The sequence below is a fragment of the bacterium genome, from assembly GCA_036504735.1.
Taxonomy (GTDB): Bacteria; Electryoneota; RPQS01; order RPQS01; family RPQS01; genus DASXUQ01.
Genome location: DASXUQ010000005.1, coordinates 869628 through 894904 on the forward strand (window position 1 = coordinate 869628; position 25277 = coordinate 894904).

General features: G+C 60.2%; 22 protein-coding genes. All 22 read right to left on the bottom strand.

Annotated features, from left to right (window positions below; all coding sequences use genetic code 11):
* Window positions 1-225 precede the first annotated feature (225 nt).
* Window positions 226-2280: a T9SS type A sorting domain-containing protein gene (locus tag VGL38_05370; GenBank protein HEY3294845.1), complete on the bottom strand. Its 2055-nt coding sequence runs from the start codon at window positions 2278-2280 to the stop codon at window positions 226-228.
* Window positions 2281-2524: 244 nt separating this feature from the next.
* Window positions 2525-3115 (bottom strand): nicotinate (nicotinamide) nucleotide adenylyltransferase, encoded by a 591-nt coding sequence (gene nadD, locus VGL38_05375; protein ID HEY3294846.1) that lies wholly within the window; start codon window positions 3113-3115, stop codon window positions 2525-2527.
* Window positions 3112-3918 carry an outer membrane protein assembly factor BamD gene (gene bamD, locus VGL38_05380; protein HEY3294847.1) on the bottom strand — a complete coding sequence of 269 codons (807 nt, stop codon included), beginning with the start codon at window positions 3916-3918 and terminating at the stop codon, window positions 3112-3114. The genes nadD and bamD overlap by 4 nt, the downstream gene beginning before the upstream one ends.
* A gap of 58 nt (window positions 3919-3976) precedes the next feature.
* On the bottom strand, window positions 3977-4237 hold the full coding sequence (locus tag VGL38_05385; protein ID HEY3294848.1) for a hypothetical protein: 261 nt from the start codon (window positions 4235-4237) through the stop codon (window positions 3977-3979).
* Complete coding sequence (locus VGL38_05390; protein ID HEY3294849.1) at window positions 4237-5256, bottom strand: hypothetical protein; 1020 nt, start codon at window positions 5254-5256, stop codon at window positions 4237-4239. The genes VGL38_05385 and VGL38_05390 overlap by 1 nt, the downstream gene beginning before the upstream one ends.
* Complete coding sequence (gene lnt / locus VGL38_05395) at window positions 5253-6767, bottom strand: apolipoprotein N-acyltransferase (protein ID HEY3294850.1); 1515 nt, start codon at window positions 6765-6767, stop codon at window positions 5253-5255. Before lnt ends, VGL38_05390 begins: the two co-directional genes overlap by 4 nt.
* Before the next feature lie 5 nt (window positions 6768-6772).
* Complete coding sequence (locus VGL38_05400) at window positions 6773-7798, bottom strand: Gfo/Idh/MocA family oxidoreductase (protein ID HEY3294851.1); 1026 nt, start codon at window positions 7796-7798, stop codon at window positions 6773-6775.
* Window positions 7788-8216 carry a Holliday junction resolvase RuvX gene (gene ruvX / locus VGL38_05405; GenBank protein HEY3294852.1) on the bottom strand — a complete coding sequence of 143 codons (429 nt, stop codon included), beginning with the start codon at window positions 8214-8216 and terminating at the stop codon, window positions 7788-7790. The genes VGL38_05400 and ruvX overlap by 11 nt, the downstream gene beginning before the upstream one ends.
* Before the next feature lie 7 nt (window positions 8217-8223).
* Window positions 8224-8535, bottom strand: a complete 312-nt coding sequence (locus VGL38_05410; protein HEY3294853.1) for an HU family DNA-binding protein — start codon at window positions 8533-8535, stop codon at window positions 8224-8226.
* Window positions 8536-8587: 52 nt separating this feature from the next.
* Window positions 8588-10831, bottom strand: coding sequence for a bifunctional (p)ppGpp synthetase/guanosine-3',5'-bis(diphosphate) 3'-pyrophosphohydrolase (locus VGL38_05415; protein ID HEY3294854.1), 2244 nt, complete (start codon window positions 10829-10831; stop codon window positions 8588-8590).
* Window positions 10832-10918: 87 nt separating this feature from the next.
* Window positions 10919-12343, bottom strand: coding sequence for a replicative DNA helicase (gene dnaB, locus VGL38_05420; GenBank protein HEY3294855.1), 1425 nt, complete (start codon window positions 12341-12343; stop codon window positions 10919-10921).
* A 75-nt stretch (window positions 12344-12418) separates the two neighbouring features.
* Window positions 12419-13138 carry a uracil-DNA glycosylase gene (locus VGL38_05425; GenBank protein HEY3294856.1) on the bottom strand — a complete coding sequence of 240 codons (720 nt, stop codon included), beginning with the start codon at window positions 13136-13138 and terminating at the stop codon, window positions 12419-12421.
* Window positions 13139-13145: 7 nt separating this feature from the next.
* Window positions 13146-15557 (bottom strand): bifunctional phosphopantothenoylcysteine decarboxylase/phosphopantothenate--cysteine ligase CoaBC, encoded by a 2412-nt coding sequence (gene coaBC, locus VGL38_05430; GenBank protein HEY3294857.1) that lies wholly within the window; start codon window positions 15555-15557, stop codon window positions 13146-13148.
* Window positions 15535-15846, bottom strand: coding sequence for a hypothetical protein (locus tag VGL38_05435; GenBank protein HEY3294858.1), 312 nt, complete (start codon window positions 15844-15846; stop codon window positions 15535-15537). The genes coaBC and VGL38_05435 overlap by 23 nt, the downstream gene beginning before the upstream one ends.
* A 22-nt stretch (window positions 15847-15868) precedes the next feature.
* Entirely contained in the window at window positions 15869-16456 is a 588-nt protein-coding gene (gene gmk, locus VGL38_05440) for a guanylate kinase (protein HEY3294859.1), read from the bottom strand.
* The gene (locus VGL38_05445; protein ID HEY3294860.1) at window positions 16449-17318 is read right to left on the bottom strand and encodes a YicC/YloC family endoribonuclease; all 870 of its coding nucleotides are present in this window, start codon (window positions 17316-17318) and stop codon (window positions 16449-16451) included. Before VGL38_05445 ends, gmk begins: the two co-directional genes overlap by 8 nt.
* Before the next feature lie 50 nt (window positions 17319-17368).
* The gene (locus VGL38_05450) at window positions 17369-18352 is read right to left on the bottom strand and encodes a PorV/PorQ family protein (protein HEY3294861.1); all 984 of its coding nucleotides are present in this window, start codon (window positions 18350-18352) and stop codon (window positions 17369-17371) included.
* Window positions 18353-18586: 234 nt separating this feature from the next.
* On the bottom strand, window positions 18587-21202 hold the full coding sequence (mutS, locus tag VGL38_05455) for a DNA mismatch repair protein MutS (protein ID HEY3294862.1): 2616 nt from the start codon (window positions 21200-21202) through the stop codon (window positions 18587-18589).
* Between the two features lie 176 nt (window positions 21203-21378).
* A complete protein-coding gene (locus tag VGL38_05460) occupies window positions 21379-22311 on the bottom strand; it encodes an SPOR domain-containing protein (GenBank protein HEY3294863.1) in 933 nt (310 codons plus the stop codon).
* Window positions 22304-23440 carry a tetratricopeptide repeat protein gene (locus tag VGL38_05465; protein HEY3294864.1) on the bottom strand — a complete coding sequence of 379 codons (1137 nt, stop codon included), beginning with the start codon at window positions 23438-23440 and terminating at the stop codon, window positions 22304-22306. The genes VGL38_05460 and VGL38_05465 overlap by 8 nt, the downstream gene beginning before the upstream one ends.
* Window positions 23437-23781, bottom strand: coding sequence for a LapA family protein (locus VGL38_05470; protein ID HEY3294865.1), 345 nt, complete (start codon window positions 23779-23781; stop codon window positions 23437-23439). Before VGL38_05470 ends, VGL38_05465 begins: the two co-directional genes overlap by 4 nt.
* Window positions 23782-23839: 58 nt before the next feature.
* Complete coding sequence (gene miaB, locus VGL38_05475; GenBank protein HEY3294866.1) at window positions 23840-25240, bottom strand: tRNA (N6-isopentenyl adenosine(37)-C2)-methylthiotransferase MiaB; 1401 nt, start codon at window positions 25238-25240, stop codon at window positions 23840-23842.
* Between the last annotated feature and the right edge of the window lie 37 nt (window positions 25241-25277).

Genomic DNA, 25277 nt, shown 5'->3' on the forward strand with positions numbered 1-25277 from the left:
TGTGCCCGCTGATCCATGGCAACACTATCGCCAAGCGGGGCAAGGCCAAGCCACAAGAGCCCTGCCGCCGCGAAGGGTGGGGATGCCGCCGCGAAGCTTATTGAAGAGGCCGATGGCGTTGATGGAATAGAAACAGGGCGACCCATGCGGGTCGCCCTGTTTTTTGTGATTGTACCGTTTGAGATCCTTCCGCCCGAAGACGAGCGTCAGGATGACCCTGAAGGGTCATTTCATCAGCATCATCTTCTTGATGTCGGTGAAGGAGCCGGCTTCGAGACGGTAGAAGTAGATTCCCGTGGGCAGGCGGGACGCGTCGAACATGCTGGTGTGGACGCCCGCGGGCAGCGTGCTGTTGACCAGCGTGGTGACTTCCTGACCGAGCACATCGTACACGGTCAAGCGAACATGCGACTGCACCGGCAGGGAGAACTGAATGTCCGTGCTCGGGTTGAACGGGTTCGGGAAGTTCTGCGTCAGCGAGAACTGCGAGGGCAGAACGCTCTCATGATCACCGGCGGCTGCGGGACGAACGCCCGAGCCACGAACGATCAGGGAGTCACGGCGGTTGTTGTTCGAGTTATTGAACAGCACGAAGCCGCCGGCATAGGCCTGAATACGCGACGGATTGAAGGTCGCCACGGCGCTGGCGGAATCGCCGGCAGCGATGACGAGGGACGTCGGGTTCACGGTGCAGACCGCGGCGATGCTGGCGGGCTTGAAGCGCATCGAGTCGACACGCAGGTCCACGCCGCCGAGGTTGTATACCCAGAAGGTAATCTGTGCACTGGTGCTGCCGGTGGTGTCCACAGGACCGAACGCCAGCGTGTCCAAACTGGTGGAGATCAGCGAATAGTTCGGGGTCGCGCTGGTCGTGTCGAGGTGAGCCTGAATCATCCAGTTGCCGATGGCATCGCCTTCCCACGTGCTGCCGTCACCCTGCCAGGCGATGGTGTCCATGAGCGTGATGCTGGCTTCGTTGGGCGGATTGTTGTCTTTGCCCAAACCTGCCGTGGTGCTGTAGAAATAGGCGACGGTGAAGGTCTGACCGCCGAAGATATTGACGACCGGCGTCACGGCGATGTCATTCCAGCCGGTGAGGACGCCTGCGGGGGAACTCCATACGGGCTCGCCCGTGGGACGTCCCTGAGCGTCATTGAGGTAAATCTTGACCTGGCCCTGATCATCGCCGCTGACGTTCACGCGGACGGTGTCGATACGGGTCGGATAGACAGCGGGACGATAGGAAACGCCGGTGGCGGACCCTTCGCCAAAATAGGTGGAGCCTTCCGAGTCGCCGTTATCATCATAACGATACCAGCGCGGGTAGCCGCCCACGAAGAAACGCTGATAGGTGGTATCGTTCTGCGTATCGGCATCATTGTCGGCAAGCACGACGCAACGGGCCATATACTCGCCCGGCGTGGTCACCGTAAACGGGGCGGTGGCGCTCAGGATCTGGGTCGCCTGCGGAGCAATCGTGGTGCCCACGACTTCTTCCGAGAAGACTTCGGTGCCGCTGGGATTGCGGACGGACCATGCCATGGTGAAAGCATCAATGGCGGCGCTGGAGAGATTCTTCGCCTGGCCCTTCATGAGGACGGATGAACCCGCCGGCATGAAGAACAGACCGCGGCCACCGTCCACCTGATTGTAGCACTGTTCCGCAGACATATCCACGAAAGTGGCAATGCTGCCGCCGACGCGTACGCGCAAGTCCACCGCTACGCTCTGGTAGGGGCCGGTCATGCGGGAGGCATTGGCGTTGGTGACAAACGAACGGTTCACGGACGTCGCGCCGTCAAGCAGCGGAGTCCAGCCGTTGGGGCCAACCGCGCGGCCAAACACGATCAGGAAATCTTCAGCAGCGTCAAGGTGCACCGTGTCGGGCAGCGTAGCGTCATACCAGAAGGATCCCGTCTGGGGCGCAATCGCCGTGCGGGACAGCAGCGTTCCGGGCAGGGTACCGTTTGCGGTATAAACGAACAGTGAGCAGGGCGTGGTATTGCCGGACGTATTCGACAGTGCAACGTAGATGCTGCGCAGATCGAAGGCGGCGGGCGGGGTGAAACGGACGTACGACCAGAAATTGGTGAGAGCGTTGAAATAGTAGCTCTGCGTCAGGTTGTCGTCATACTGCAGGGTATCCGGTTCGGGATTGTCCAACGAATTCCCGATGCGCCCGGACGGCGAGAGAATTACCTGCTGAGTGTCAAAGTTGCCCGCAAATGCAAATGCGGCCAACATCAACAGGCACAGGAGCAAACACGTTCTAAAAAACATGGCCCGACCTCAAATGTTTGATGTGGATAGCGTTATCAAAAAGAATGGTTTCTTCCAAGGGATGGTGCCGCAAAACAGACAGACTGAAGCGGCTTGGGATTAACGAGTATGAAAATGTTTGCAACTCTCATGCCTGCAAGAGCCGTTGCTAACATGCTGACAATATGCTTCTTAAAAGGAAGGAGCCGTCACGCAGGGTAGAAAGAGCGCAAATCTTGCACGGACAGACGCATTGTTTGCCCGTCTATTGGTAGAGTTGGTGAGCGAAAATGTAGTTGCGGACCGGGTCCGCTATCAGTCCTGCGACCGATTGTCCACGGTGCAAGCGCTCGCGAATTTCAGTGGCGGAAATGCTGAGCATGGGAGTTTTCAGAACACGAACGCGGGCGAGGTAATGAGGATCCACCTTGCCGATATCAAATCCCGGCCGCGGCAGCACCGCCACATTCGCATCCCGGAAGAGCGCTTCGGGATCTTTCCAGCGGGGCAGTTCGATCATCGAGTCCATGCCGACAATCAGCCACAACTCGCGTTGTTCTTCGGGAGGCAGCGAGGCGATCACACGGCGCACGGTGTCTGTAGTATACGCAGGGCCAATGGCCTGTTCCTCAAAGTCCGCCATTTCCAGCGCGGGGAATTCCTGAAGCGCCAGCCGCAACATCTCCTTGCGATGCACATACGGAGTAAGCGGATAGGCGAGCTTGTGCGGCGGCTGCGGATTAGGAAGGATAAGCACTCGCGGCAGGTCCAGTTCGCGGCGCGCACTGTCGATGGTCTTTAGATGGCCGTAGTGCACGGGGTCAAAGGTCCCGCCGAAGAGCCCCAGTTTGATCATGGCTGCGTCGTGGGGCGGGTAGCCGTGTTCAGATGCTTATCCGCAACGGTCAGCATCTCCTTGGCGCGCAAAGCAAATTGCCCGCCGGGGAATTTGTCCAGATACGTCTGCAATTCCTTCTGTGCGCGGCCCCAATCCTCCAGATCATAGAAGGAGCGGCCTTTCAAGAACTGCGACGGAGCGGCCCACGACGTATCGTAGTAGTTGGCCAGCACCACGTCAGTATAAAGCACGGCGGAGGCGAATTCGCCAAGATCGTAGTAGAGCTTGGCGGCCGCGTATTCCTTGTGGGCAAGCTTGTCGCGGCAGAACCCGAGATATTTGTAGGCACTGTCGGTCAGGGAGTGCTGCGCGTGCTCTTCGAGGAACCGCTGAAAACCCTGCACGGCCTTGGTGGTGTACTGCTGATCAAGCTGATACTGCGGAGCCTGCTCGTAATAGCAGCGGGCTTCCCAATACTGGGCGTCACCCCCGAGGTTGCTTTGCGGATACTGCTCCACCATTTTGTGGAACTGGTCGGCCGCAGTGAGGTATTCTCCTACCTCGTAATGGGTGCGGCCCAGCAGAAACTGCACGGAGTCGATAATCGCCGCGCCGGGATAGTTCAGGGTGATGTCCTTGAGGACCTGCTGAGCCTTGAGATATTTCTCGCGGGCGAAGAGATCCTTGGCTTTTTGCCACGCGACTTCCGGCCCCAGCACCTGTTCGCCGGAGGATTGCTTGCCGCATCCGGCGAGAACGACCGCCGCGATGATCAGGGCCAGTACGAAACCATGCAGGATAGCCGAACGGATTTTGTTCAACAGGGTACGCGTTCCGGTTTTTGAGAGTTTCTTAACGAGAGATGGCACCGATGGGCACTCAGCGGGACCGTGTGCTGAAGAGCAGCCACACCGCCGTGCCGGTCAGAACAATGACGCCTAAGGGAATCAGCCAGCGGTCTACGGTTCGTTTGCCGCCGCCGAGGGAGTCGCTATGGGCAAAGGTGGAGTCGCTCCAAAGGGGCATCTGCTGTGCGGCCACATGCAGCGAATCGGCCGTCTTCAGCGAATCGCCCACCTGAGCGGCAGCGATACCGGCGGCACAAAGGATGACGAGCGCAACGGCCCTGAAGGGGCGCATCACAATCTCCAGGCACAGGTCAGAGAGCCAATTCCGAGGCGGGGAGTGCGGCGATGATAGACCACCGCCACCGCTACTTGCAAGACGTCATCGGGGACCAGCAGCCGCGCGACTTTGCTGCGCAGCCAGTTGGCGTCCAGGAGTCCGATGCCCGAGGTCCAGGCCCAGTCTGCGCTGCGGGAGAATTGCACGCCGCCGGCGCGAATCGCCAGCGCCCGCACGGGCCGCCATTCAAAACCCGCGTGGGGTTCAAGAAAAGCGGGCTGATCCGACTGAGTAAGGTTCATCACCTGCGCGCTGACCGTAAAGGTTTCCCGGACGACGGCCACACCGGCGGAGGTGGACTGATCGCTGCGACGGTCGAGGGGATGCCAGACGCGCGCGCCGGACGCGGGGAAGCGCTGATATTGAACACCGACGTTCATACCGCGCGGCCTGAGGATCACACCGTAACTGTAGCTCTCGCCCTCGGGACGGTCATATCGATAGTAACGGTCCACCCTACCCCCCACCGATACGCGCGGATGCAGCGCAAGGGACATGGAGAGGCTGTTCTGGTGATAGTCGAGTGACGAGCGCTGCTCAAAGCGGTGGTAGCGCGCGGTGTCGTCCCGGGCCATCACGGGCTGGGAAACAAACGCCGCCAGTGTGATGATATGAGATTGAAGCGCCGCGCCATGCAAAAGCAAGCGGGCGCCGTCTCCCGCCCTTGCCAGAGACGGCCGGCTGCCGGCCTCGCGGTCGGCGTAGTTCTTCAGTTGCCAGAGCCCGCCGGGATTGAGAAAGACCGTGGCGTGAAAATCATCACGCGGACTGAAGAGCGTCAGTCCCGCTGGGTTGATGCTCTGCGATTGCGGCGCAAAGGACATCGCCAGGGTGCTGGCGCCCATCGCCAGATCGCGACTGTACGCCGGATTGGGCGCGACGGCGATCCATTCGAACGCCAACGCATCGGAACCCCGGACAAAAAGCAGCAGCGCCGCCACGCACAGAAACCAGACCGCGGTTCTGCTTTTCACAGAACCGGACGGGACGTGCGCGGGTGCCGGACTTTTATCCACAGGACCACTAAGGTAAGCAGAAGGATTGCGCCGTAAAACGGCAGCCAGATATGCGCGAGCCACGCGGCCAGAGTAATTTCGGTCTGCTCAGGCACCGTGCCGTGAATTTCGCCCGCGCGATTATATCCGAGGGTTTTGGACATCGCACCCGTGGGAAGAATCAAGGCACTGATGCCAGTATTGGCGGAACGCACAATGCTGCGGCGCACGGCGATAGCGCGCAAGCGGGCCAGATCGAGGTGCTGGTACGGACCGGATGAGTTGCCGTACCATCCGTCATTGGTGATGGTAGTCAGAAGCCTGGCACCGCCCCGGGTCATATCGGCAGCGAGGTCAGGAAAGACCACTTCAAAACAGATCAGGCAGCCGGATGCGGGAATACCGTTATTCGGAGGAAAGACCACTACCGACTTGCCGGGCTCCCATTCCGCCTGCCCAAGATGGAGACGGTGCAGAAAGGGAAATATCTTCTGCGCGGGGATACGCTCGCCGAAAGGCACCAGATGAATCTTGGCGGAACTCAGCAGTTCACGCGTACCGGGGCGAATCAGAAAGGCCGAGTTTAACGGCACCATGCCGCGCACGGAATCCTGTTCATAATCGGTTGCCCCGGTCAGCAGCGTCATGTTGCTGCCATCGCAGAAGGTGTGCAGCTCGTCGCTTAACCATTGGCGGTAGCGCAACGGCGTCGGTGTAGCCGTTTCCGGCCAGACCACGAGGCGTGTGCCGGTGCCGACCAGCGGCGCGGAGGTCTTCAGATAGCTTTGGGCGATGTCTTCGGCAGACATTTCCCACTTCTCCTCGACCGGGGTGTTGGCCTGCACCGCCGCCACTTGAACAGGTGGGCCGAAGCTGAAGGTTGAAAGGCGGATGATTCCGTAGAGAAGCGGGACGACAAAGGTGAGAGCGGTAATCAAGCCGATTTGTTTCCGCCGCGCCGGAATTTTCCATAAGAGAAAGAGCAGCGCGTTGAGGCTGACCACCCAGAGGGACAGGCCGTAAACATCGCCCAGATCGGCGAGCTGCGCGGCGGGAAGGAAGCCGATTTGCGTCAGCCCCCAGAGCGCCCACGGGAACCCCAATTCCCCCGTTCCCCAGAAAACTTCAAAGAACAGATAAAGCACGACGAAGAGGATCATCGCCGTCACCAGACCAAAACGGCGGGCGGCCAACGAGACTGCGCCAGCCGTGATGCTCCAAACCGTGGAGAGAATCAGCACAACCACCACCACAGACGCCGCGGATAGCATCGGTGGAGCGCCGCTATTCAGGCCAAGCCAGTAGAGCAGACCGGCGAAAAACACGAATCCACCGAGATAAGCCCACCGGCGCGCGCGTTTAGGCGGCAGGGCAACGCAGGATGCAAGAAAGGGAATCAGCGCGACATAGGAGAGGGGCCAAATCCCGACGGGCGGAAAACTGAGAATGCCTAAGACGGCAGAGAGCAGAAATCCCAGAGGTGCTGACACGGAGATCAGGATTCTCCGATAACCACTTCCCGGCTTTCGCCGGTGGCGCGATAGGTGGCTTCGACCAGTTCCATCACCGCGGCCGCTTCGGCGCCCGTGGAGATCGGAACGGTGCCATTCAGCAGCGACTGGTAGAAATGGTCGATCTCCAGTTCGAACGACTTGCGGTAGAGATCCTGAGCGCGCATCGGTTTGCCGGCGGGAGTGACATTGACCAGGCTGCCTTGAACCTCCTTGGTGATCTTCAGGGGATTCAGGATGGCCGTGCCCTTGGTGCCGCTGAAAATCGTCTGCGCGTCGCTCTCATCGGCCATAAAGGCCCAAGTGACGTTCAGATACAACGACGCGTTGCCATCCAGCATGTAGAAGGCAATCATGGTGTCTTCGACGCGGAAGCCGAGACGGTCCCGCGTGGCATGGGCGGACACCCGTTTGACCTGCGGATTGCCGAGCACCCACAGACAGACATCGAGCATCTGAATCCCGAGATCCATGAACACACCGCCACCGGAAATCCGGGAGTTGGAAAGCCACGGACTGCGGGACCAGCGATCTTTCTTCTTCAGCCAGCGGGCACGGGACGCGCTGATGTGCCCAAGTTCGCCACCTTCCACGAACTTGCGGAGGGTCATCGAATCGGGACGAAAGCGCAGGTTCATCGCCACCATCAGGGTGCGGTCCGCTTCCCGGGCGGCTTCCACCATACGATAAGCCTCCTCGGCTTTGCGGGCGATGGGCTTTTCCACCAGCACGTGTTTGCCGGCGGAGAGGGCTGCCAGCGTCACGGCAAGGTGCGAGTTGGTGGGCGTGTTCACGTGCACCGCGTCGATATCGTCGCGGGCGAGCAGTTTTTCCGGATCGCGGTAGAAGTTGGGAATCTTGAATTTTTCCGCGACCGAAGCGGCCTTGGGCAGATCGAGGTCGGCGATTGCCACCAGTTCCGCATTGGGATGTTTCTTGACGATGGGAACATGCACGAGTTGGGAAATTCCGCCCGCGCCAATGATCCCGATCCGCAATTTATCCGCCACCGTGTTCCTTTCCTTCAGCGTGCATAGAGTCCAGATAGGCCTGCAGCATAAGAATAGCGGCAGACATATCTATCTTGCCCCGTTGTTTTCGCTGTGAAATGCCGAGCCGCGAGAGATTGCGGCTGGCGTCCTGGGTGGTGTAGCGTTCGTCCCAGCGGCACACATCGTAGCCCGCCGCCACAAGCCGGGCGATGAAGCGGTCCACTTCGCGAGCCTTGGGTCCGACCTCGCCGCGCAACGTCAGAGGATAGCCGACCACAATGCGGCCGATCTCCTCTTCCCTGACGGTAACGGCCAGTCGGGGGAACAGTTCCGCCGTCGGCCATACGGCATAGCCGACGGCAAAGAGGCCGCGGTCATCGGTGACCGCCACCCCAATGCGTTTCTCGCCCCAATCAAGGCCTAAGAGCCGGGACAAGCGAGGATCAGATCTGATCGAGGGGTTTCTTCAGCGCTTCTTTGAGAAGCTTGCCGGGCTTGAAGTGGGTCTTCCGGCGGGCAGCCACGTAAATGATCTCATTCGTCTTGGGATTGCGCGCCTTGGGTTTCGGCTTGGTCTTCTTGACTTCGAAGACGCCGAAATCCCGGACTTCAATCCGCAGTTCGGAATCGTTGCCCGACATAATCTCGCGCAACACGGTAAATGTGTCGTTGACGACCTTGGCCACGGTGTCCGGACGCTCCTGGCTACGCTGACAAACCCGTTCGACCACATCCTTCTTAATAAAAGTCCTCATTCGGCCTCCTTGGCACGTTCTGCGGGTGAGGGGGTATAGAGAGTTGAAATGTTCATCGAGAGCCGTCTCCCGTAGCGGGATTTGCTTCGTCCACGCGTTCCACATGAATCACGTCTTTGATGGACTTCATGCGCTTGAACACGCGGGTGAGGTGCGGAAGGGATTTAACTTCAAGAGTAAGCTGCCCCACGGCAAACGCATCTTCGCGCTTCATTTCCAGATACAGAATATTAACTTCTTCCTTGGCCATGGCATTGGTCAGTTCGCTTAAGAGCTTCTGCCGCTCCTTGGCGATGACGCGCACGCGCACGTTGAAAGTGGCTTCGCGGTCCACGTCCCATTCGACGCTGATGTTGCGCTCGGGGCGCTGCATGAGCACGGGGATGTTTTTGCAGTCGACGCGATGGACCGAAACGCCGTGGCCTGTGGTGATGAATCCGGTGATGCGGTCACCCGGAAGCGGCTGACAGCAGCGGCCAAAGGTGATGGCCACGTTGGTCATGCCGTGAATGCGGACGGCAGAATCGGAGCCCTTGACGCGGCGGATAACTTTGGAGAGGATCGATCCCCAGCCCTGCTCCGCCGGCTCCTCGGCAGGCAGCACCTTGCGCAGCACGGCCTGGGCGGTGATGTCACCCGCGCCGACCGCGGCCAGAAAACTGTTGGTCTCGGCATGACCGAAGAGCAGCGCGATTTCGGTGAGCTGCGCGTCGGTCTTCTTGATATGATACTTGGAGAACTCGCGCGTGAGAATTTCGTGGCCGAGCTTCACCGACTCGTCGTAGTGCTGCTCTTTCAGCCACTTCTTGATCTTGCTCGAGGCGCGGGTGGTGCGGACAAACTGCAGCCAGTCGAGGTTCGGACGCTGCGTAGGCGAGACGATGATTTCGACCACGTCGCCCGATTGCAATTCGCTCTTCAGCGGCGTAATCTGCCCATTGACCTTGGCGGCCATGGCATGCAGCCCGATGTCAGTATGCACGGCGAAGGCGAAGTCGACGGGCGTTGCGCCGCGCGGCAGGGGAATCACGCGGCCACGGGGCGTAAAGACGAAGATTTCTTCCTGAAAAAGATTGATCTTCAGGCTTTGCAGAAACTCGCTGGAGGTGGTGTCCTCGTTGCGGGATTCGATCAGGCCGCGCAGCCACTCCATCTGCCGGTCCATCTCCTCGCGCGTGGCGCCGCCTTCCTTGTAGCGCCAGTGGGCCGCGATGCCGATTTCGGCGGTGCGGTTCATCTCCTCGGTGCGGATCTGCACTTCGATCTTGCGGCCTTCCGGCCCGAAGACCTTGGTGTGCAGCGACTGGTACATGTTCGATTTGGGCGTGGCTACAAAGTCGGCGAACTTGCCTTCAATCGGCGTGTACAGGGAGTGAATCACCCCCAGTGCATGGTAGCAGTCCTCAATCCTTGGAACCACTACGCGCACGGCGATCAGATCGAGAATCTCTTCGAAGGAATAGCCGCGATGCTGGATCTTGCCGTAGATCGAATAGAGATGCTTGGCGCGTCCATGCACCCGGGCGGGAATGCCCGCGCGCTGCAGTTCGCCTTCGATGCGCTCACGCACGTCCTTGACCATGCGCTCGCGCTCGCCGCGCTTCATCTGGACTTTTTCGGCCAGTTCCTTGTAGGTGCGCGGTTCGAGTACCTTAAAGGCGAGGTCTTCCAGTTCCCACTTGATCTGGTGGACGCCGAGGCGGTGAGCCAGCGGCGCGTAGACGTCGAGAGTCTCGTGGGCGATGCGTTCCTGCGTCTTGCGCGGCAGGTAGCCGATGGTCCGCATGTTGTGCAGGCGGTCGGCGAACTTGATAAGAATGACCCGCAGATCCTGCGACATCGACAGCAGCATCTTGTGGAAATTTTCGGCCTGCTTCTTTTCCTGGGACTCATACTTGAGTTCCGGGATCTTGGTCACGCCGTCCACCAGCGCCGCTACGGAATCGCCGAACTCCTTGCGCAGCGTTTCGACGGTGATATCGGTATCTTCCACCACATCGTGCAGGAATCCCGCCGCCACGGCGACGTCGCCCAGATGCAGATCGGCGATGATCTTGGCGACGGCGATGCTGTGGATGATGTAGGGCTCGCCGGAGATGCGGCGCTGTCCGAGATGCGCTTTATAGGAAAAACAGAACGACCGCTCGAGCATATCCAGATCGGCGTCGGAAGACGCTTTGTCCACCGCCGCGCGGATGGCTTCAAACTCCCGCACATGTTCGGGATCCATCTCATCGTAGAGTGGATCGGTGAGCGCGGGAAGTGGCGGTTTCTGTTCTGGAATGGCGGCGTCCATTTTCTTTCAAAAGCCAAAAAACCTAAAATCCAAAAAGCCAACGTGCGGGTGAACACAGTCTCGGACGGTCCAATGTGCAGCAAATGCTTAGAAGCCCGCGCCTTCTTCTTCAGGCTCGCTGTAGGCCTCTTCGCCTTCGGCCACAGGCGGCGGGGTTTCGCCGGTCATATCGGCAAACTTGGTGTATTCGCCGATGAAGGACATGGGCACGCTGCCGGTGGGACCGTTACGGTTCTTGGCGACGATCACTTCGGCCAAGTGTTCAGTGATGTCGTACTGAACGTTGGCGATTTCGTATTTCTTGACCTTCGTCTGGTCGCGGTAGACCCACGGACGGTAAATGAACATCACCATATCCGCGTCCTGCTCGATGGCGCCCGAGTCACGAAGATCGGAAAGCATAGGCTTGCGGTCGCCGCCACGGGTTTCGGGGGCACGGGAGAGCTGCGACAGGCAGATCACCGGAATGCTCAGTTCCTTGGCCAGAGCCTTAAGGGACGAACTGACGAAGGCCACCCACTGCTGCTGGTTGTCCGCCATCTTGGGCGGCTGGATGAGCTGCAGGTAATCGATAACAACCAAGCCGATCTTGTGATCCATCCAGAGCTGCCGCGCGCGGGTGCGCAGTGACTCGATGCCCAACCCGGCGGTGTCATCGAAGTACATGGGAAGTTGGGCCAGCCGGCCCGCCGCGGCCACAAGCCGCGTCCACTCTTCGTCGCGCAGCTTGGCGGTGGTGCGCAGCTTCTGCAAAAAGATATTGGCTTCGCCGGAAAGCATACGCAGCAGGAGCTGCCGCGTTTCCATTTCCAGCGAGAAGACCGCTACCGGAGTATTCTTGTGCTCGGCGGCGGCGACGGCCATGTTCATGGCCAGCGAGGTCTTACCCATGGACGGACGGGCGGCGACAATCACAAGTTCGCCGGCGTTGAAGCCGGTGGTGAGATCGTCCAGCTTGCGGAAGCCGCTGGGCACACCGGTCACATATTCGCGGCTGAGCTTCATCTGGCTGATATACTCCATCGTATCATGGAGCACATCATCCACCTTCATCGCATGGCGGCCACGGCGTTCGCGCAGCAGTTCCACCAGCTTTTTCTGAAGGGTTTCAAAGACCGAATCGGCGCGGGCGGCGCTGTCATACGCCTGCATGGCCGCTTCGTTGCTGACCGAGATCATGCGGCGCAGCATGGCCTTTTCGTGAACCATGCGCGCGTAATGTTCGACGTTGGCGGCGGAAGGAACGACTTCCGCCAGTTCGGTCAGGAAAACCGGACCGCCGATCTCCTCCAGTTTGCCCATGCGCCGAAGCTGTTCGGTGACCGTAATGAGGTCAATGGGCTCATGGTGAGCGTCCAACTCGTGCATGGCGGTGTAAACCAGCGCGTGCGCGGGGCGGTAAAAGGACTTGTCATCCAGCAGATCGGCCACGCGGCTGAACGCGGACGCATCAAGGAGCAGCGCGCCTAAAAGGGCCTGTTCGCTTTCCTGCGACTGCGGCGGCGTGCGCAAGCCGTTCGTCTGAGCGTCCGTGGACTGAGATATACTTCTTGGAATACTTGGCATCTATTCGAAAAAACGGTTCCATCATGATTTCTTGGTGCGATCATCATACAGGCGGCGCAGCAGTTGAAAATCTTCCTCTCCGAAGTGGAGATTTCCCATGTTGCGCAGGTAATACGCCGGATGGTACGTCACCAGCACCTCGAATCCTTCCCACGGAAGGACGCGGCCCCGCAATTCCTTCATCGCCGAATCCACGCCGAGCAGTGCATGGGCCGCATGCTTGCCGAGGCAGACGATAATGTCCGGGTTAATCAGGGAAAGCTGCGCCATCAGATACGGGCTGCAGGTTTCCACTTCCGCCGGGAGCGGTTCGCGGTTGTTGGGCGGGCGGCACTTGAGCACGTTGCAGATATAGACATCCTGCTCGCGCATAAAGCCGACGCCTTCGAGAAGCTGGTTCAGCAGGCGCCCCGCGGCTCCGACAAACGGTTTGCCCTGTTTGTCTTCTTCCGCGCCGGGCGCTTCGCCGACAAAGACAATGCGCGCCTTGGGATTGCCGTCGCCGAAGACAATATGCTCGCGCGCTTTTCCGAGCGGGCAGTTCGCGCAGTTGACAATGCTCTCGCGGAACGTCTCGAGATTCTTTGGCAGAGGCTCGAGGCTTCCGGGCAGAGCGCGGCGCGCACGCGAAGTCTTTTTGGCGGAAGGTGGCAAGTAGACGCTGTCCTCAAAGAGTTCAAGGGTCTTGAAATACTCACGCGCCAGATAACGCGCCCCGGATTTCGGCGGATGGTCCGACACGGTCGGGCTACTCGTCGTCCGGAATAATTTCGTTATCGGGATTCTCCGCCGCGACCCGTACCTTCACCTTCGCCACTTTCTTGGCGGCAGGTTTACGGCGGGGAACAGGAGCGGGAGCGGCCGCTGGGTCTGCCGGAGCGGGAGCTGCAGCAGGAGTGCGTTTCGCCCGTTTCGGCTTTGCTTTTGCTACGGGAGCGGCTTCGGCAACTGCAACGGGCTGTGACGGTTGTTCCGGCCTTACTGCCGGCGCAGGAGGCGGTGCCATTACCGGTGCGGGCTCGATAGCGCGAGTCGGCTCGGGCGTGTGAACAGGTTCCGGTTCACGCGCAGGTTCCGCACCCCGAATGGGTTCAGGTGTACGCGCAGGTTCCGGCCTGCGTGCGGCTGGTGGCCTCGGTGCAGGCGCGGGCTTGCGAGCAGGTACCGGCGGGCGAGCAGGCGCAGGCGTACGAACCGGCGGCTCAGGAGCCACAGCGACGGGCTGGGGAGCAGCTATGACCGGCGATTCCTGAACGGCGCCAGACTCATTCACAGGCTGTTCTCCACCCACTGCCGCCTGACGCTTGGCACGGGCGCGCTGAGCGCGGCGGCCTCCGCGACGGCCACGGGACTTCTTTGTGCCGGGCGCTCCCGGAATGGGAGTTCCGCTGTTGGGGAACGGCAGTTCCGCCGGGCTATCTATACTTGAACCCGGAAGATCCGTGGCGGTTTCGGCAACCGAAACGCGAGCACTCTCGGCAGCAACCGGCGGCGCCACACGCTCGGGAACATTCTGGCGGACGGGTGTGGGAACCGGCGGGCGAACAGGCGGACGTACAGGCTGCGACTCGGGTACGGGAGCATGCTCCACAACCGGAGCAGGCGCATGCGCGGCGACGGTTTCCTGCGGACGCGGTGCGGGTTGAGGCACAGGACCGTGCGGCTTGTTGCGGTCGCGATCACGGTCGCGATCACGATGCTTTTTGTGCCGGCGGCTGTTGCGATCCCCCTGCGGGAACGGCTGGCCGGACGGCTGACCGTGAGCGGGCGCGGGCTGCTGCGGGGAGAAACGCTCCTCGAGCGCGGCGTCTTCGTCGATCTCCAGACCATCGAGATTCAGACCACCCAGATCCTCTTCCTCATCGAGCAGCAGCACTTCTTCCGGTTCGGGTTCAGGCTCGGGGTTGCGGTAAATTTCGATGACCGCATTCAGGATGTCGCGCGCGGCTTCCCGTTTCGATTGCAGCGGCAATTCGGTGACACGTCCCGTGCGGTGAATAATCAGGACCTGATTGGTCTCGACCGCAAACCCGCTGCCCTGAGCGAGTGGATTGTTGGCCACCACGATATCGAGATGCTTGTCACGTAGCTTCTTCAGCGCGTTTTCCAGCAGATTTTCGGTCTCGAGGGCAAATCCCACCACGATGCGGTCGTTCTTCTTCTCGGCCAGACTTTTGAGAATGTCTTCCGTGGCAACGAGCTGGATCTCAGGCGAAGGCTCGCCCTTCTTGATCTTGTGCTCGGCCGTCTTGGCAAAGGTATAATCGGCGACGGCGGCGGCCATCAGCACCACCTTGGACTGCGCATATTCCTGTTTGACCGCGCTGGCCATTTCGGCGGCGGTGGTCACGCGGCGCAGCCGTACTCCGGTGGGCGGAATGACGTCGGTCGGGCCGTGAATCAGCACCACGTCGGCGCCGCGTTCACGGGCTTCTTCGGCCAGGGCAAAGCCCATGCGACCGGTGGAGCGATTGGTGAGCACGCGGACGGGATCCCACGATTCTTCGGTGCGTCCGCCGGTCACGAGCACACGCACGCCGCGCAGGTCCTGCGGAGCGGAGAGCATGTGACTCACTTCGCGGAAAATGGAGTCGAGATCGGCGAGGCGGCCAATGCCGTCTTCTTCGCCGGGCCGGGCCATCTGGCCCTCTTCGGGCATTACGAAGCGGAACCCACGGCGCTTGAGCACCGCCAGATTATCCTGCGTGGCCGGGTTTGCCCACATGCGATGGTTCATCGCCGGGCAGAGCAGGCGCGGACGATCCAGCGTGAGCATAATGGTGGTGAGCAGATCGTCGGCAAAGCCCGCCGCCAGGCGCGCCATGTGATTGGCGGTGGCGGGAGCGATGACGGCCAGATCCGGCCACGTGGCCATCTCCGTATGCCACGGCGAGAAGTCGCCGTGATCGGGAAACATCTCGATAAAGACGTGCCGTCCGGTGATCGTTTCGAAGGTCAGCGGCGCGACAAACTTCTCGGCGGCGGAGGTCATGACAACCTGTACCCGCGCACCCTGTTTGACAAACATCCGGGTCAGTTCGACCGCCTTATAGGCGGCGATGCCCCCGCATACGCCCAGCAATATCTTTCGGCCGTTCAGTTCCGGTCCCGGCTTCACGCCCGGGCGCGAAGGGGGATTACCCTTCATAGTAGAATTCAATTTTCTTCTCTTTCATTTCAGCCATAGAGAGCACGACCGGCTTGACGAACTTGGGCACGGGACGGTTGATGTGCTCCACGGGTTCGGGCGGAGCGGCGTCGTCGGATTCTTCCGCGCGCGCTCGGGCCGCAGCCTGCTCCAGCATTTCCGTCTGCCCAAGGTGGCGGTCAATCAGGCGCTTCTGCAACTCGCCGACCTGGCGTCCACGCTTAGCGATTACCAGCACCGCTTCATAAATGTTAAGGGCGCCTTCAAGGAAATCTTCGGGAAAGTACTCTTCTGCTCTCATGGTCATTTCTATTGTGGTTTGTTCAATTCAAGGTTTCGGGACGCGCATCCGGCGCGAAGTAGCGAACAATGGCCTGCTCAGTGTCGGTGACGGTCCGGTCAAGCTGATCGTTGACGATACTCACGTCGAAACGCGGGGCGAGGGCCAGTTCCATATCGGCGCGAGCCAGACGGCGCTCCACCAGCTCCGGGGTTTCGGTCTTGCGGGCTACCAGCCTCTGCCGCAGCACCTCACGGGAGGGCGGCAGGAGGAAAATGCTCAGCGCTTCAGGAAAGTGCGCCTTCAGGTTCAGTGCGCCTTTGACGTCGAGATCGAAGATCACGGTCTCGCCCCGGTTCAGGCGCTCGCGGGTCGGAGCGATCAGCGTGCCGTACAGCTCGCCGTGCACATCTTCATGCTCGAGAAATTCGTCTGCCGCCACGCGCCGCAGGAATTCCTCGCGGGTCAAAAAATAATATTCCTTGCCGTCCGTTTCTCCGGGCCGGGGCCGGCGCGTGGTGGCGCTGATGGAAAATCCCCAATCCGGATGGGCCGTACGCAGGCGGCCAATGACGGTGCTCTTGCCCCCGCCCGCGGGAGCGGCAAAGACGATCAGACGGCCCTTACTCAAGGTTCTGCACCTGCTCGCGCAGGCGTTCGATCTCCTCGCGCATGCGCACGCCCAGATGAGAGATTTCAAGACTCGACGTTTTGGAACCGATGGTGTTGGCTTCGCGGTGCATTTCCTGCAGCAGGAACTCCAGCCGTTTGCCGGCCACTCCCTCGGGGGAGCGCAGGGTGCGGCGAAACGCTTCGATGTGGCCCTTCAGGCGCACGCACTCTTCGGTGATGTCGAGACGGTCGGCGAGAATCGCCATTTCCATCTCCAGCCGGTACTCATCATAGGCCTGCGGCAGAGTCAGTTTCTTGATCCGTTCACGCAGTTTTTCATGCGCACGGCTCGGGACGTCGGTCTGGATCTTCTCGATCTCCAGCAGCGCCTTTTCGATTTCGCCCACCCGCTCGATCATGTCCGCGGCCAGGTTCCGGCCTTCCAGTTCCCGCATGCGCATCAGATCGGTCATCGCCGCATCGGTGGCTTCCTTGGAAAGTTTCAGCAGCAGTTCGCTGACCTGCGGGTCTTCCACCTGCACGAGCAGTTCGGGGAAGTGCAGGAGATGCTCCAGCGTGACGCCGCCGATGAGTTTCAGGTTGTCCGTGAGCTTGTTCAGTTCACCGGCGAGTTTCTGAGCGGCGGCGAAGTCGAGCCTGGCGGCGGACGGCGCATCGGCGGTGCGGATCTCGGTGAGATTCAGATTGAGCTTGCCGCGCTGAATTCTGCCGCGGCACAGTTCGCGCACGTCGCCTTCGAAGTTCTGCAAACTGCGGGAAGCACGGAGACTGAAATCGAAAAAGCGGTTATTGAGCGTGCGCGCTTCGGCGATAATGCGGAAGCCTTCGGCGGACGCTTCTCCCCGCCCGTAACCTGTCATGGAATAGATCATGGGACGGGATTTGGATGTGCTATAGGGTTCAAAAGATTCTACCAGACAATACCGACTGAAATGCGGTGCGAGAAACCGAGATCATTGTGATTCTGAAAAGCGGCGTTGACATTCAGCCAGGAAAAGCGGATGCCCGCGCCATAGGTAATCGCATCGCCGTTGTAGCCGCCGCGCAGGGCGACGGTATTGGAAATCAGATATTCCGCGCCGACGTGCGGCTGCACCGTGAGTGGTCCGGCGCTGATCTTTTCCGCTTCGCCGCGCGATTCGAAATGGCTTTCGAGGTCTCCGGCCAGCGTCAGCTTGGCATTGACGGACTTGAGGTCCGCCGCATACGCTCCGCCGAGCACCGCCGAGGGAAGAATCGCCTCCGTGCGTCCGGTGCTCCAGGCCAGAATGCTGGTGGTCAGATCATGAACGGCCAGACCGGCATCGAAGCCGGGCAGCAGCGTGCGGCCAAAACCGACGTCGAAACCCAGACCGCCCGCGGATTCTCCCGCAACATTTTTGAAAAGCACTTTGGCATTGGCGCCCGCGCGCCATCCGGACCCGATGGTCCGTCCCACGCCTGCCATCAACGCCAGTTCATTGTCCCCGGTCTTGTGATCCACCAGCACGCGATTGTTATCGCTCAGCGGTTGACTGGGATCATTCAGCTTGGTAACCGGAATGTCTCCCACCCGCGTGTACATGGCGGTCAGCGCGCCGGCCATGCCGTTGGACATGGGCTTGGCGAAGGACAGATAATCGTACGTGTAAAGATTGTCGAACTGCGACGCGTGCATGAACTCGAGATACCGCTTCTGAATCCCGGCCAAGGCCGAAGGATTGTAATACGAAGCGGAGGAAGCCGTCGGAGCGGCGACCGCGGCACCACCCATCGCCAGGGCACGTGCTCCCGCGCCCAGAGAGAGAAACTCTCCGGAGTAACGACCGATCACCAACTGAGCGGATGCCGTCCGGCAGGACCACGTGGCCGCCAGAAGGATCAGCATGAGGACGATAGCGCGCCGTGAAGTCACATGTCCCTCCTTGCAGAAGAGCTTCACCAGATCGTCAAAGACGACCGGCAGAGTACTGCGGATCGAAAAAAGACAGCCATCCGCATTCCACAGTGTGAAGCGATTTCGGGTACCAAATCAAGATGCTACAAAAGAATTTCCGACGGACGGCGATCCGCCGCAGCAAGGGGCATGCAAAAAGCCTTCACGCTAAGACGTTAGTTCTTGTAAAAATAAGGAAAAGCAAGGGGATAGTCAAGGTCTTTTTCGGGTCTTGCGCATCCCATTTTCGATGAGTATCTCTCTAATTTCGAATAGTTTATTAAGCGCATCCCGAGGACTTAAGTGCTCCATGTCCAGGGCAAGGAGGGCATCGGCGGCTTTCTGAGTATCGGATTCAAATAGAGTTAGCTGAATCGCGCCATTCTCGTAAGCCGGAGCGGGCGGAGCCGATTGCGCACTATTTTGTTGACCTTCCCACGTTGGCAGCAGCGTTCGTGCCCGTTCCACGACTTTTGTGGGAAGTCCTGCCAGACGAGCCACTTCCACACCGTAAGAGCGATCCGTTTCGCCCGATGAAATGCGGTGCAAAAAGACGACGCGATCTCCCCACTCCTCTACCTCGACGCGATAATTGTTCACCCGGGGGAGCTGGCTGGCCAGCAGGTTCAGCTCATGGTAGTGCGTGGCAAAGAGGGTTTTGGCCGAAACCGCAGACGTTTCGTGCAGATATTCCGTTATCGCCCAAGCGAGAGACAGACCATCGTACGTGGAGGTGCCTCGACCGACTTCATCAAGGATCACCAGCGAGCGGGGCGTGGCATTGCGCAGAATATTGGCGACCTCGGTCATCTCCACAAGGAAAGTGGACTCGCCGGAGGCCAGATTATCTCCCGCTCCGATGCGCGTGAAGATGCGGTCGACGATGCCGATCTCGGCGGACTGCGCCGGGACGAACGATCCGGTTTGAGCCATGATCACAATCAGCGCCGCCTGCCGCAGGAAGGTGGACTTTCCGGCCATGTTCGGGCCGGTGAGGATCATGATCTGAAAATTTTCCGCACCGATATCGAGATCATTGGGCACAAAACCGGTTCCCGCCGGCAACAGCGATTCGACCACAGGATGGCGGCCCTGAAGAATCTTCAGCCGGTTGCCGGTGTTGATTTCGGGCCGCACGTAGTTCTGCTCGCGGGCAATGCGGGCCAGGCTGAGGGTGGAATCCAATTCGGCAATGGCGCGGGCAATGCGCGACAGGGTTTCGGCGCGTGACACAATCTCCTCGCGCACGCGCTGCCAGATTTCCGTTTCCAGCGTGGTGATCTTTTCTTCGGCGGTGAGGACCTTCTCCTCCCACGCCTTCAGTTCGGGAGTGACGTAGCGCTCAGCGTTGATCAGCGTCTGCTTGCGGATGTAATTGGCCGGGATTTTATCCTTGTGCGGGTTGGTGATCTCGATGTAATAGCCGAACACCTTGTTGTAGCCGACCTTGAGCGAGGAAATGCCCGTGCGGCCGCGCTCGTCCATCTGGTGATCGAGAATCCAGCGGCTGGCGTTTTTCTTGATGTCGCGCAGCTCATCCAGTTCGGTTGAATAGCCCGCGCGAACCGTGCGGCCATCTCCGACCATAAGCGGCGGCTCCTCACTGAGCACACTGCGCAGGAATTCCACCAGATCCGCCTGCGGCTTCAGCGGCTCGAGCAGCGGCGCGAGCGGGGAGTCCCGGTGCTCGCTGAAAATCTCATGCAGGCGCGGCAGCTTTTCGAGCACGTTGCGCATCGCCAGGGCATCGCGCGGCGAAGAGCGCTGCGTGGACAACCGTGACAGTAACCGCTGCAAGTCCGCCGTTCCGGTCAGCCAATCGGCGAGCGAGCCGATGAGCAGCGGATGCTCATACAGGTAGGCCACGCGTGCCTGGCGTTCGAGAATACTCTCGACATGCGTCAGCGGCGAAAGCAGCCAGCGCCTGAGCAGCCGCGCACCGGGGCCGGTGCAGCAGCGGTTCATCACTGAGAACAACGTGGCGCGGGCTTCTCCGGCCAGAGATTCCACCAGTTCCAGATTGCGCCGCGTGGCCGGATCGAGCACCAGTTCCTGCGTGGTGCTGAACACCTGCAAATCGGGCAGCACCGGCGGCCTGTCGACGAGGCTCGAGCGCAGGTAATGCACCAGCGCGCCCGCCGCGCCTACCGCCAGATCAAGCCCGGACAGGCCGAATCCCCGCAGCGTGGAGACTCCGAAGTGCTCAGTCAGCGTGCGGGACGACGCTTCGGGGGTGAACTGCCAGTGCGGCAGAACCGTGATGGCCGCCTTAGTGCGCTCGAAGCTGGGTTTCAATTCGCTCTGCTGATCTCCGGCGCAGAGAATTTCCGAAGGCTCCAGCGCAAACAGTCGCGCCGCCAGTTCACTCAGCGGCAGCACACCCGTAAAAAACTCTCCGGTAGTCACGTCCGCATACGCCAGACCGGCGAACTCGCCGTCGAGCACGACCGAAACGAGATAGTTGTTGCGCGCTTCATCCAGCGCCGCTTCGGAAAACGTCGTACCCGCCGAAACCACTTCGGTCACCGCGCGCTTGACGATGCCCGTTGCGTGTCGCGGGTCTTCCACCTGCTCGCACACCGCTACGCGGTAGCCGGCGCGCGTCATCTTAGTCAGATAGTTTTCGAGTTGATGGTGCGGAAACCCGGCCAACGGCACATCGCCGTCCTTGCCGTGATTACGGCGGGTGAGAGTCAGCCCGAGCACTTCGGAAACCAGTTTGGCGTCTTCAAAAAACGTTTCGAAGAAATCTCCCATACGAAAAAAAAGCACCGCACCCGGATAGGACGCTTTGACCTCATGGTACTGTTTCAGCATAGGAGTGGACATGGGGGAGACTCAAAATTAGAAATTGGAAATAGGAAGGAAATCGAGTGCAGGAAGCGGAAGGCAAAGGAAACGAGCGCGCCGTCATCCTTCCGCCTTCATCCTTGTCTTCAAAAACGCCAAACGCCGCCTCGCGCACGAGACGGCATCGAAAGGCGATCCGGACTGTCAGGAGACCGTCATTCGTTGACCACCGCTGTGGGAACGCTGAATTGCTGTTTGAGCTGCGCCATGACCGCCTTCAACTCGGCGCGCTTCATGTATCCCCCCACGCGCACTTGCAACAGTTTCGTCTTGCCCTCAAGAGGCACCAGCTTTACCGAATACCCCGCCTGCTGCAAGGCAAGCGAAAGCTTGTGCGCGTTGTCGAAATTGGCAAACGCGCCGACCTGCACAAACCAGTGGCCCGCCGCGGGCTCCACGGGCTTATCGTGCGGCTGCAAATTTTCCTTCAAGGGTTGAACGCTTGTGGAAGCAATTGTCTCCCGCTCCGGCACCGGCACTGGCGCGGAAACGGGCGCCGGCTGATCGGACACCACTGGAACCTGCTCGGTGGCAGGGGCTTCCTCTTTGGCCGCAGGAGTCGCTGCCTGTTCCGGCGGCTTGACTTCGGCGGCTTCAGGAGTCTTGACTTCGGCAACTTCAGGAGCCTTGGGCTCGGGAACCGAATCCCGTTTGACGGGTTCCGGCGCGGCGACCACCGGCGAAGGTGGCGCAACATTACCCGGCGTGGCGGGTGTCACCGGTTCGGCAACGGCTGCTCTTTGCGAGAAGAGTGGCGTGGCGGCGGCTGGGGCTTGCGCCCATTCGGCAATGGGAACCACGGTAAAACCCATGGTGCGCGCCTGATCCAGACGCTCGCGGGAGACGCTGTCACAATCGCTGCCGGGGTAGCGGATGGCAATCACCTGATAGAGCGAGCACGCCCGCGCGGCATCGGCCTCGGTCATGGCAAAATACAGCAGCTCGTAGCGCGGGCTGAGATTGGATTTCTCGATCAGTTGCCGGGCTTCGCCAAACCGGCCTTCGAGCATCAGATCGAGCGCGGACTTGGCGGCGAACAACGGGAGTGCAAAGGCCAGGAGAACCACGGCCCATCGCAGATTACGCATTGAAGGTATCCAGTTTATTGCAGCGCGGACAGAGCCACAGAGGCTCCGTGGCGACATGCCCGCAATTTGAGCAGGAAAACTCGTATTGCGTCTTCATCACGCGGCTTAGAATATCCCGCGCCAGTTCCATCACGTGTCCCATGTCATTGACGTCGCCGTAGGCCTGAACCAGCAGACGGCGCAGCCATAGGCTGTCGGGATTGTGGTGCAAACCATCCTGCAGCACGGCGACCGCATCGGACACGTCCCCGCGCTTTTCGAGGAACCGCGCGAGCGCGGCATACGCGTGGACATTCTGCGGGTAGCTGCGAATCAACGCGCGATAGATCTGTTCGATTTCCGAGAAGCGGCCCAGATCAAACAGGTGCGACTCGAGCCGGTCGAACACCAGATGGGCGCGTGCCGGATTGACGCTGAGCAGCCGCCGCCAGATACGCACGGCGTCTTCGGTGCGCTCTTCGCGAATATACGAATCGCCCCAATACAGATAGGGCGCGATCAGCGTGTTGTCGAACTTGATGGCGTCGCGGAACTGAATGCGGCCATCGCGCTCTTTCTTGGACTGGCAGAGCTTGATGCCTTCCTGCACCTTCAGCACCGCCAGCAGCCGCGACGGCACCTTGCCGTCCTGGTATGCAAGCTTGTGCGCAGCGTCGAACGCTCCGGCCCAGTCCTGCTGAGCAATCAGCAACTCCGACTTCTTGTCCAGCCCCCAGCGGTCCTTTTTGGCCAGCGAGAGAATCTGTTCAATCGCTTCCAAGGCACGTTGCGGATCCCCAACCTTCAGATAATCATTGGCCAGAGCGCGGTAAATTTCGACCTTTTGCGCGACCATCAGATCCCCGCGGAAGGTCAAGGACTTGTGAATCTTGATAGCTCGGGGGACATCACCAGAATTTGCAAAAAGCGCTCCAAGCCGCAGATAGGCATCCACGTTGGACGTATCCTGCGCCACAACGTCGCGGAATTTCTGAATGGCGCGCGGATTGTCGCCGTCCAGCATGGCCCGCAAGCCCTCGGCATACGGAGTAACCGGCGTGGGTTTGTTGCGGTCGCGGCGCTGCAGATAGTAAAAAGCTCCGCCCGCCGCGAAAATCACGATGAGCAGCAGCAGCAGGGATTCCGTCATGGCAGGTCCTCCCCGTCGGCCGGTTCCGGTTCAACGGATGTGCCGGGAATGTCGCCTTCGAGAGCGAAATTCCGCAGCCGGTCCAGTTCGATTTGCAGTTCACGGTTCTTGCGGCGCAACGTGCCGATCTGTCCGCGCAGCCGGAGCTGATTGATCAACGCGACAATCAAGCACAACACATACCCGGCCAGGCCGGCAAAGAAGAGCGCGTACGAAAGCGGCGCGTCGGGAAACGGCTTGCCCAGCAACTTAACGGTCACAATCTGATCGGCATTCTCCGACAGGAAGCCAACCAGAAAAAACATGACCAGGATGAGCAGTAGCCAACGGAGGATCCACATAGGGTTTTCCTCAAAGGGTATAAAGTGCGATAAGAAAAATCGGGTGCGTCTTGCGACGCTACGATACGACCACGCGCTCGGCGCGGAAGGTGAACCCCACCAGTTCGGTCAGGCGCACGGCAATCACGTCTCCCACGGTCTCCCCGTTGCGCGAGATCACCACGGGCCGGTAATCGGGTGTGCGGCCTGTCCACATGGCCGCGTCCTTGGGCGCCGGTCCTTCAATCAGGATCCGGGTCTCTCTGCCAAGCTGTTCCTGATTGCGCTCGTGGGCAATTTGTTGCTGCAGTTCGATCAGCCGCGTCAGCCGTGCCACCTTCACCGGTTCGGGAACATCGTCCTCAAGCTTGTCTGCCCGGGTGCCGGGACGTGGAGAATACTTGAACGTGAACGCGGTATCATAGCGCACATCGCGCACGATGTCCAGCGTCTCTTCGAATTCCGCTTCCGTCTCGGTGGGAAAGCCGACGATAATATCCGTGGAGAGCGCAAGATACGGCATGCGCTTGCGCGCGGAAGCAATAATTTCGAGGTACCGCTCGCGCGTGTAAGGCCGGTTCATCATCTGCAGGATGCGGTTGTTTCCCGCCTGTACCGGCAGATGCAGAAACGGGCAGATCTTCTCGTGCACAGCCATCGTGTCGAGCAGTTCATCCGAAATATCCGCCGGATGGGACGTCATGAACCGTACGCGCTCCAGGCCGGGCACTCCTGCCACGGCGGTCAGGCACTGCGCAAAACCGCGCCCTTCCCAGCGGTAAGAATCCACGTTCTGCCCGAGCAGCATGATGTCCTTTGCCCCCTGCTCCACCAGCGTTTCCACTTCACGCAGCACGGACGGCAGCGGGCGGGAGCGTTCGCGGCCACGCGTGCGCGGAACGATGCAGAAGGTGCAGAACTTGTCGCAGCCGCGAATCACCGTCACGAAGGCCGTCACGCCGCCGCGATGCTTGGGCAGAATATCGTCGTACAGCTCTTCGCGCAGCAGCGTGGCTTCCAAAAGTCCCGGCGTTCCCGGTGGTGAGATCAACCTCTCTTCCAGCAGCACCGGCAACTTGCGGTAAGCATCGGGCCCAACCACGAGATCCACGAACGGTTTCTCGTCGAGGATCTCTTTTTTTCGCGCCTGCGCCACGCAGCCGAGGATGCCGATCACCACGCACGGATTCTTCTTTTTGAGCCGCGCCAGATCGCCGAGTTGCCCCAGCGCCCGCGTCTCCGCGCTGTCTCTGACCATGCAGGTGTTGACCAGAATAATATCCGCATTCTCCGCCGCGTCTACAAACCGGAACCCCGCTTCATCGAGCAGCGATTCGATGGTCTGCGAATCCGCGACGTTCATCTGGCAGCCATAAGTTCGTATATATACCTTCGGCCCGCGCGTCTGCTCATCCGTGGGGATGCGCTCCGGCTGCGGTTCGCCGGTAAGATCAAGATTAAGTTTAATGGGACCGTGCATCGTAGATCAGTGAGTTATCATTGTTTGCTTGTTCATC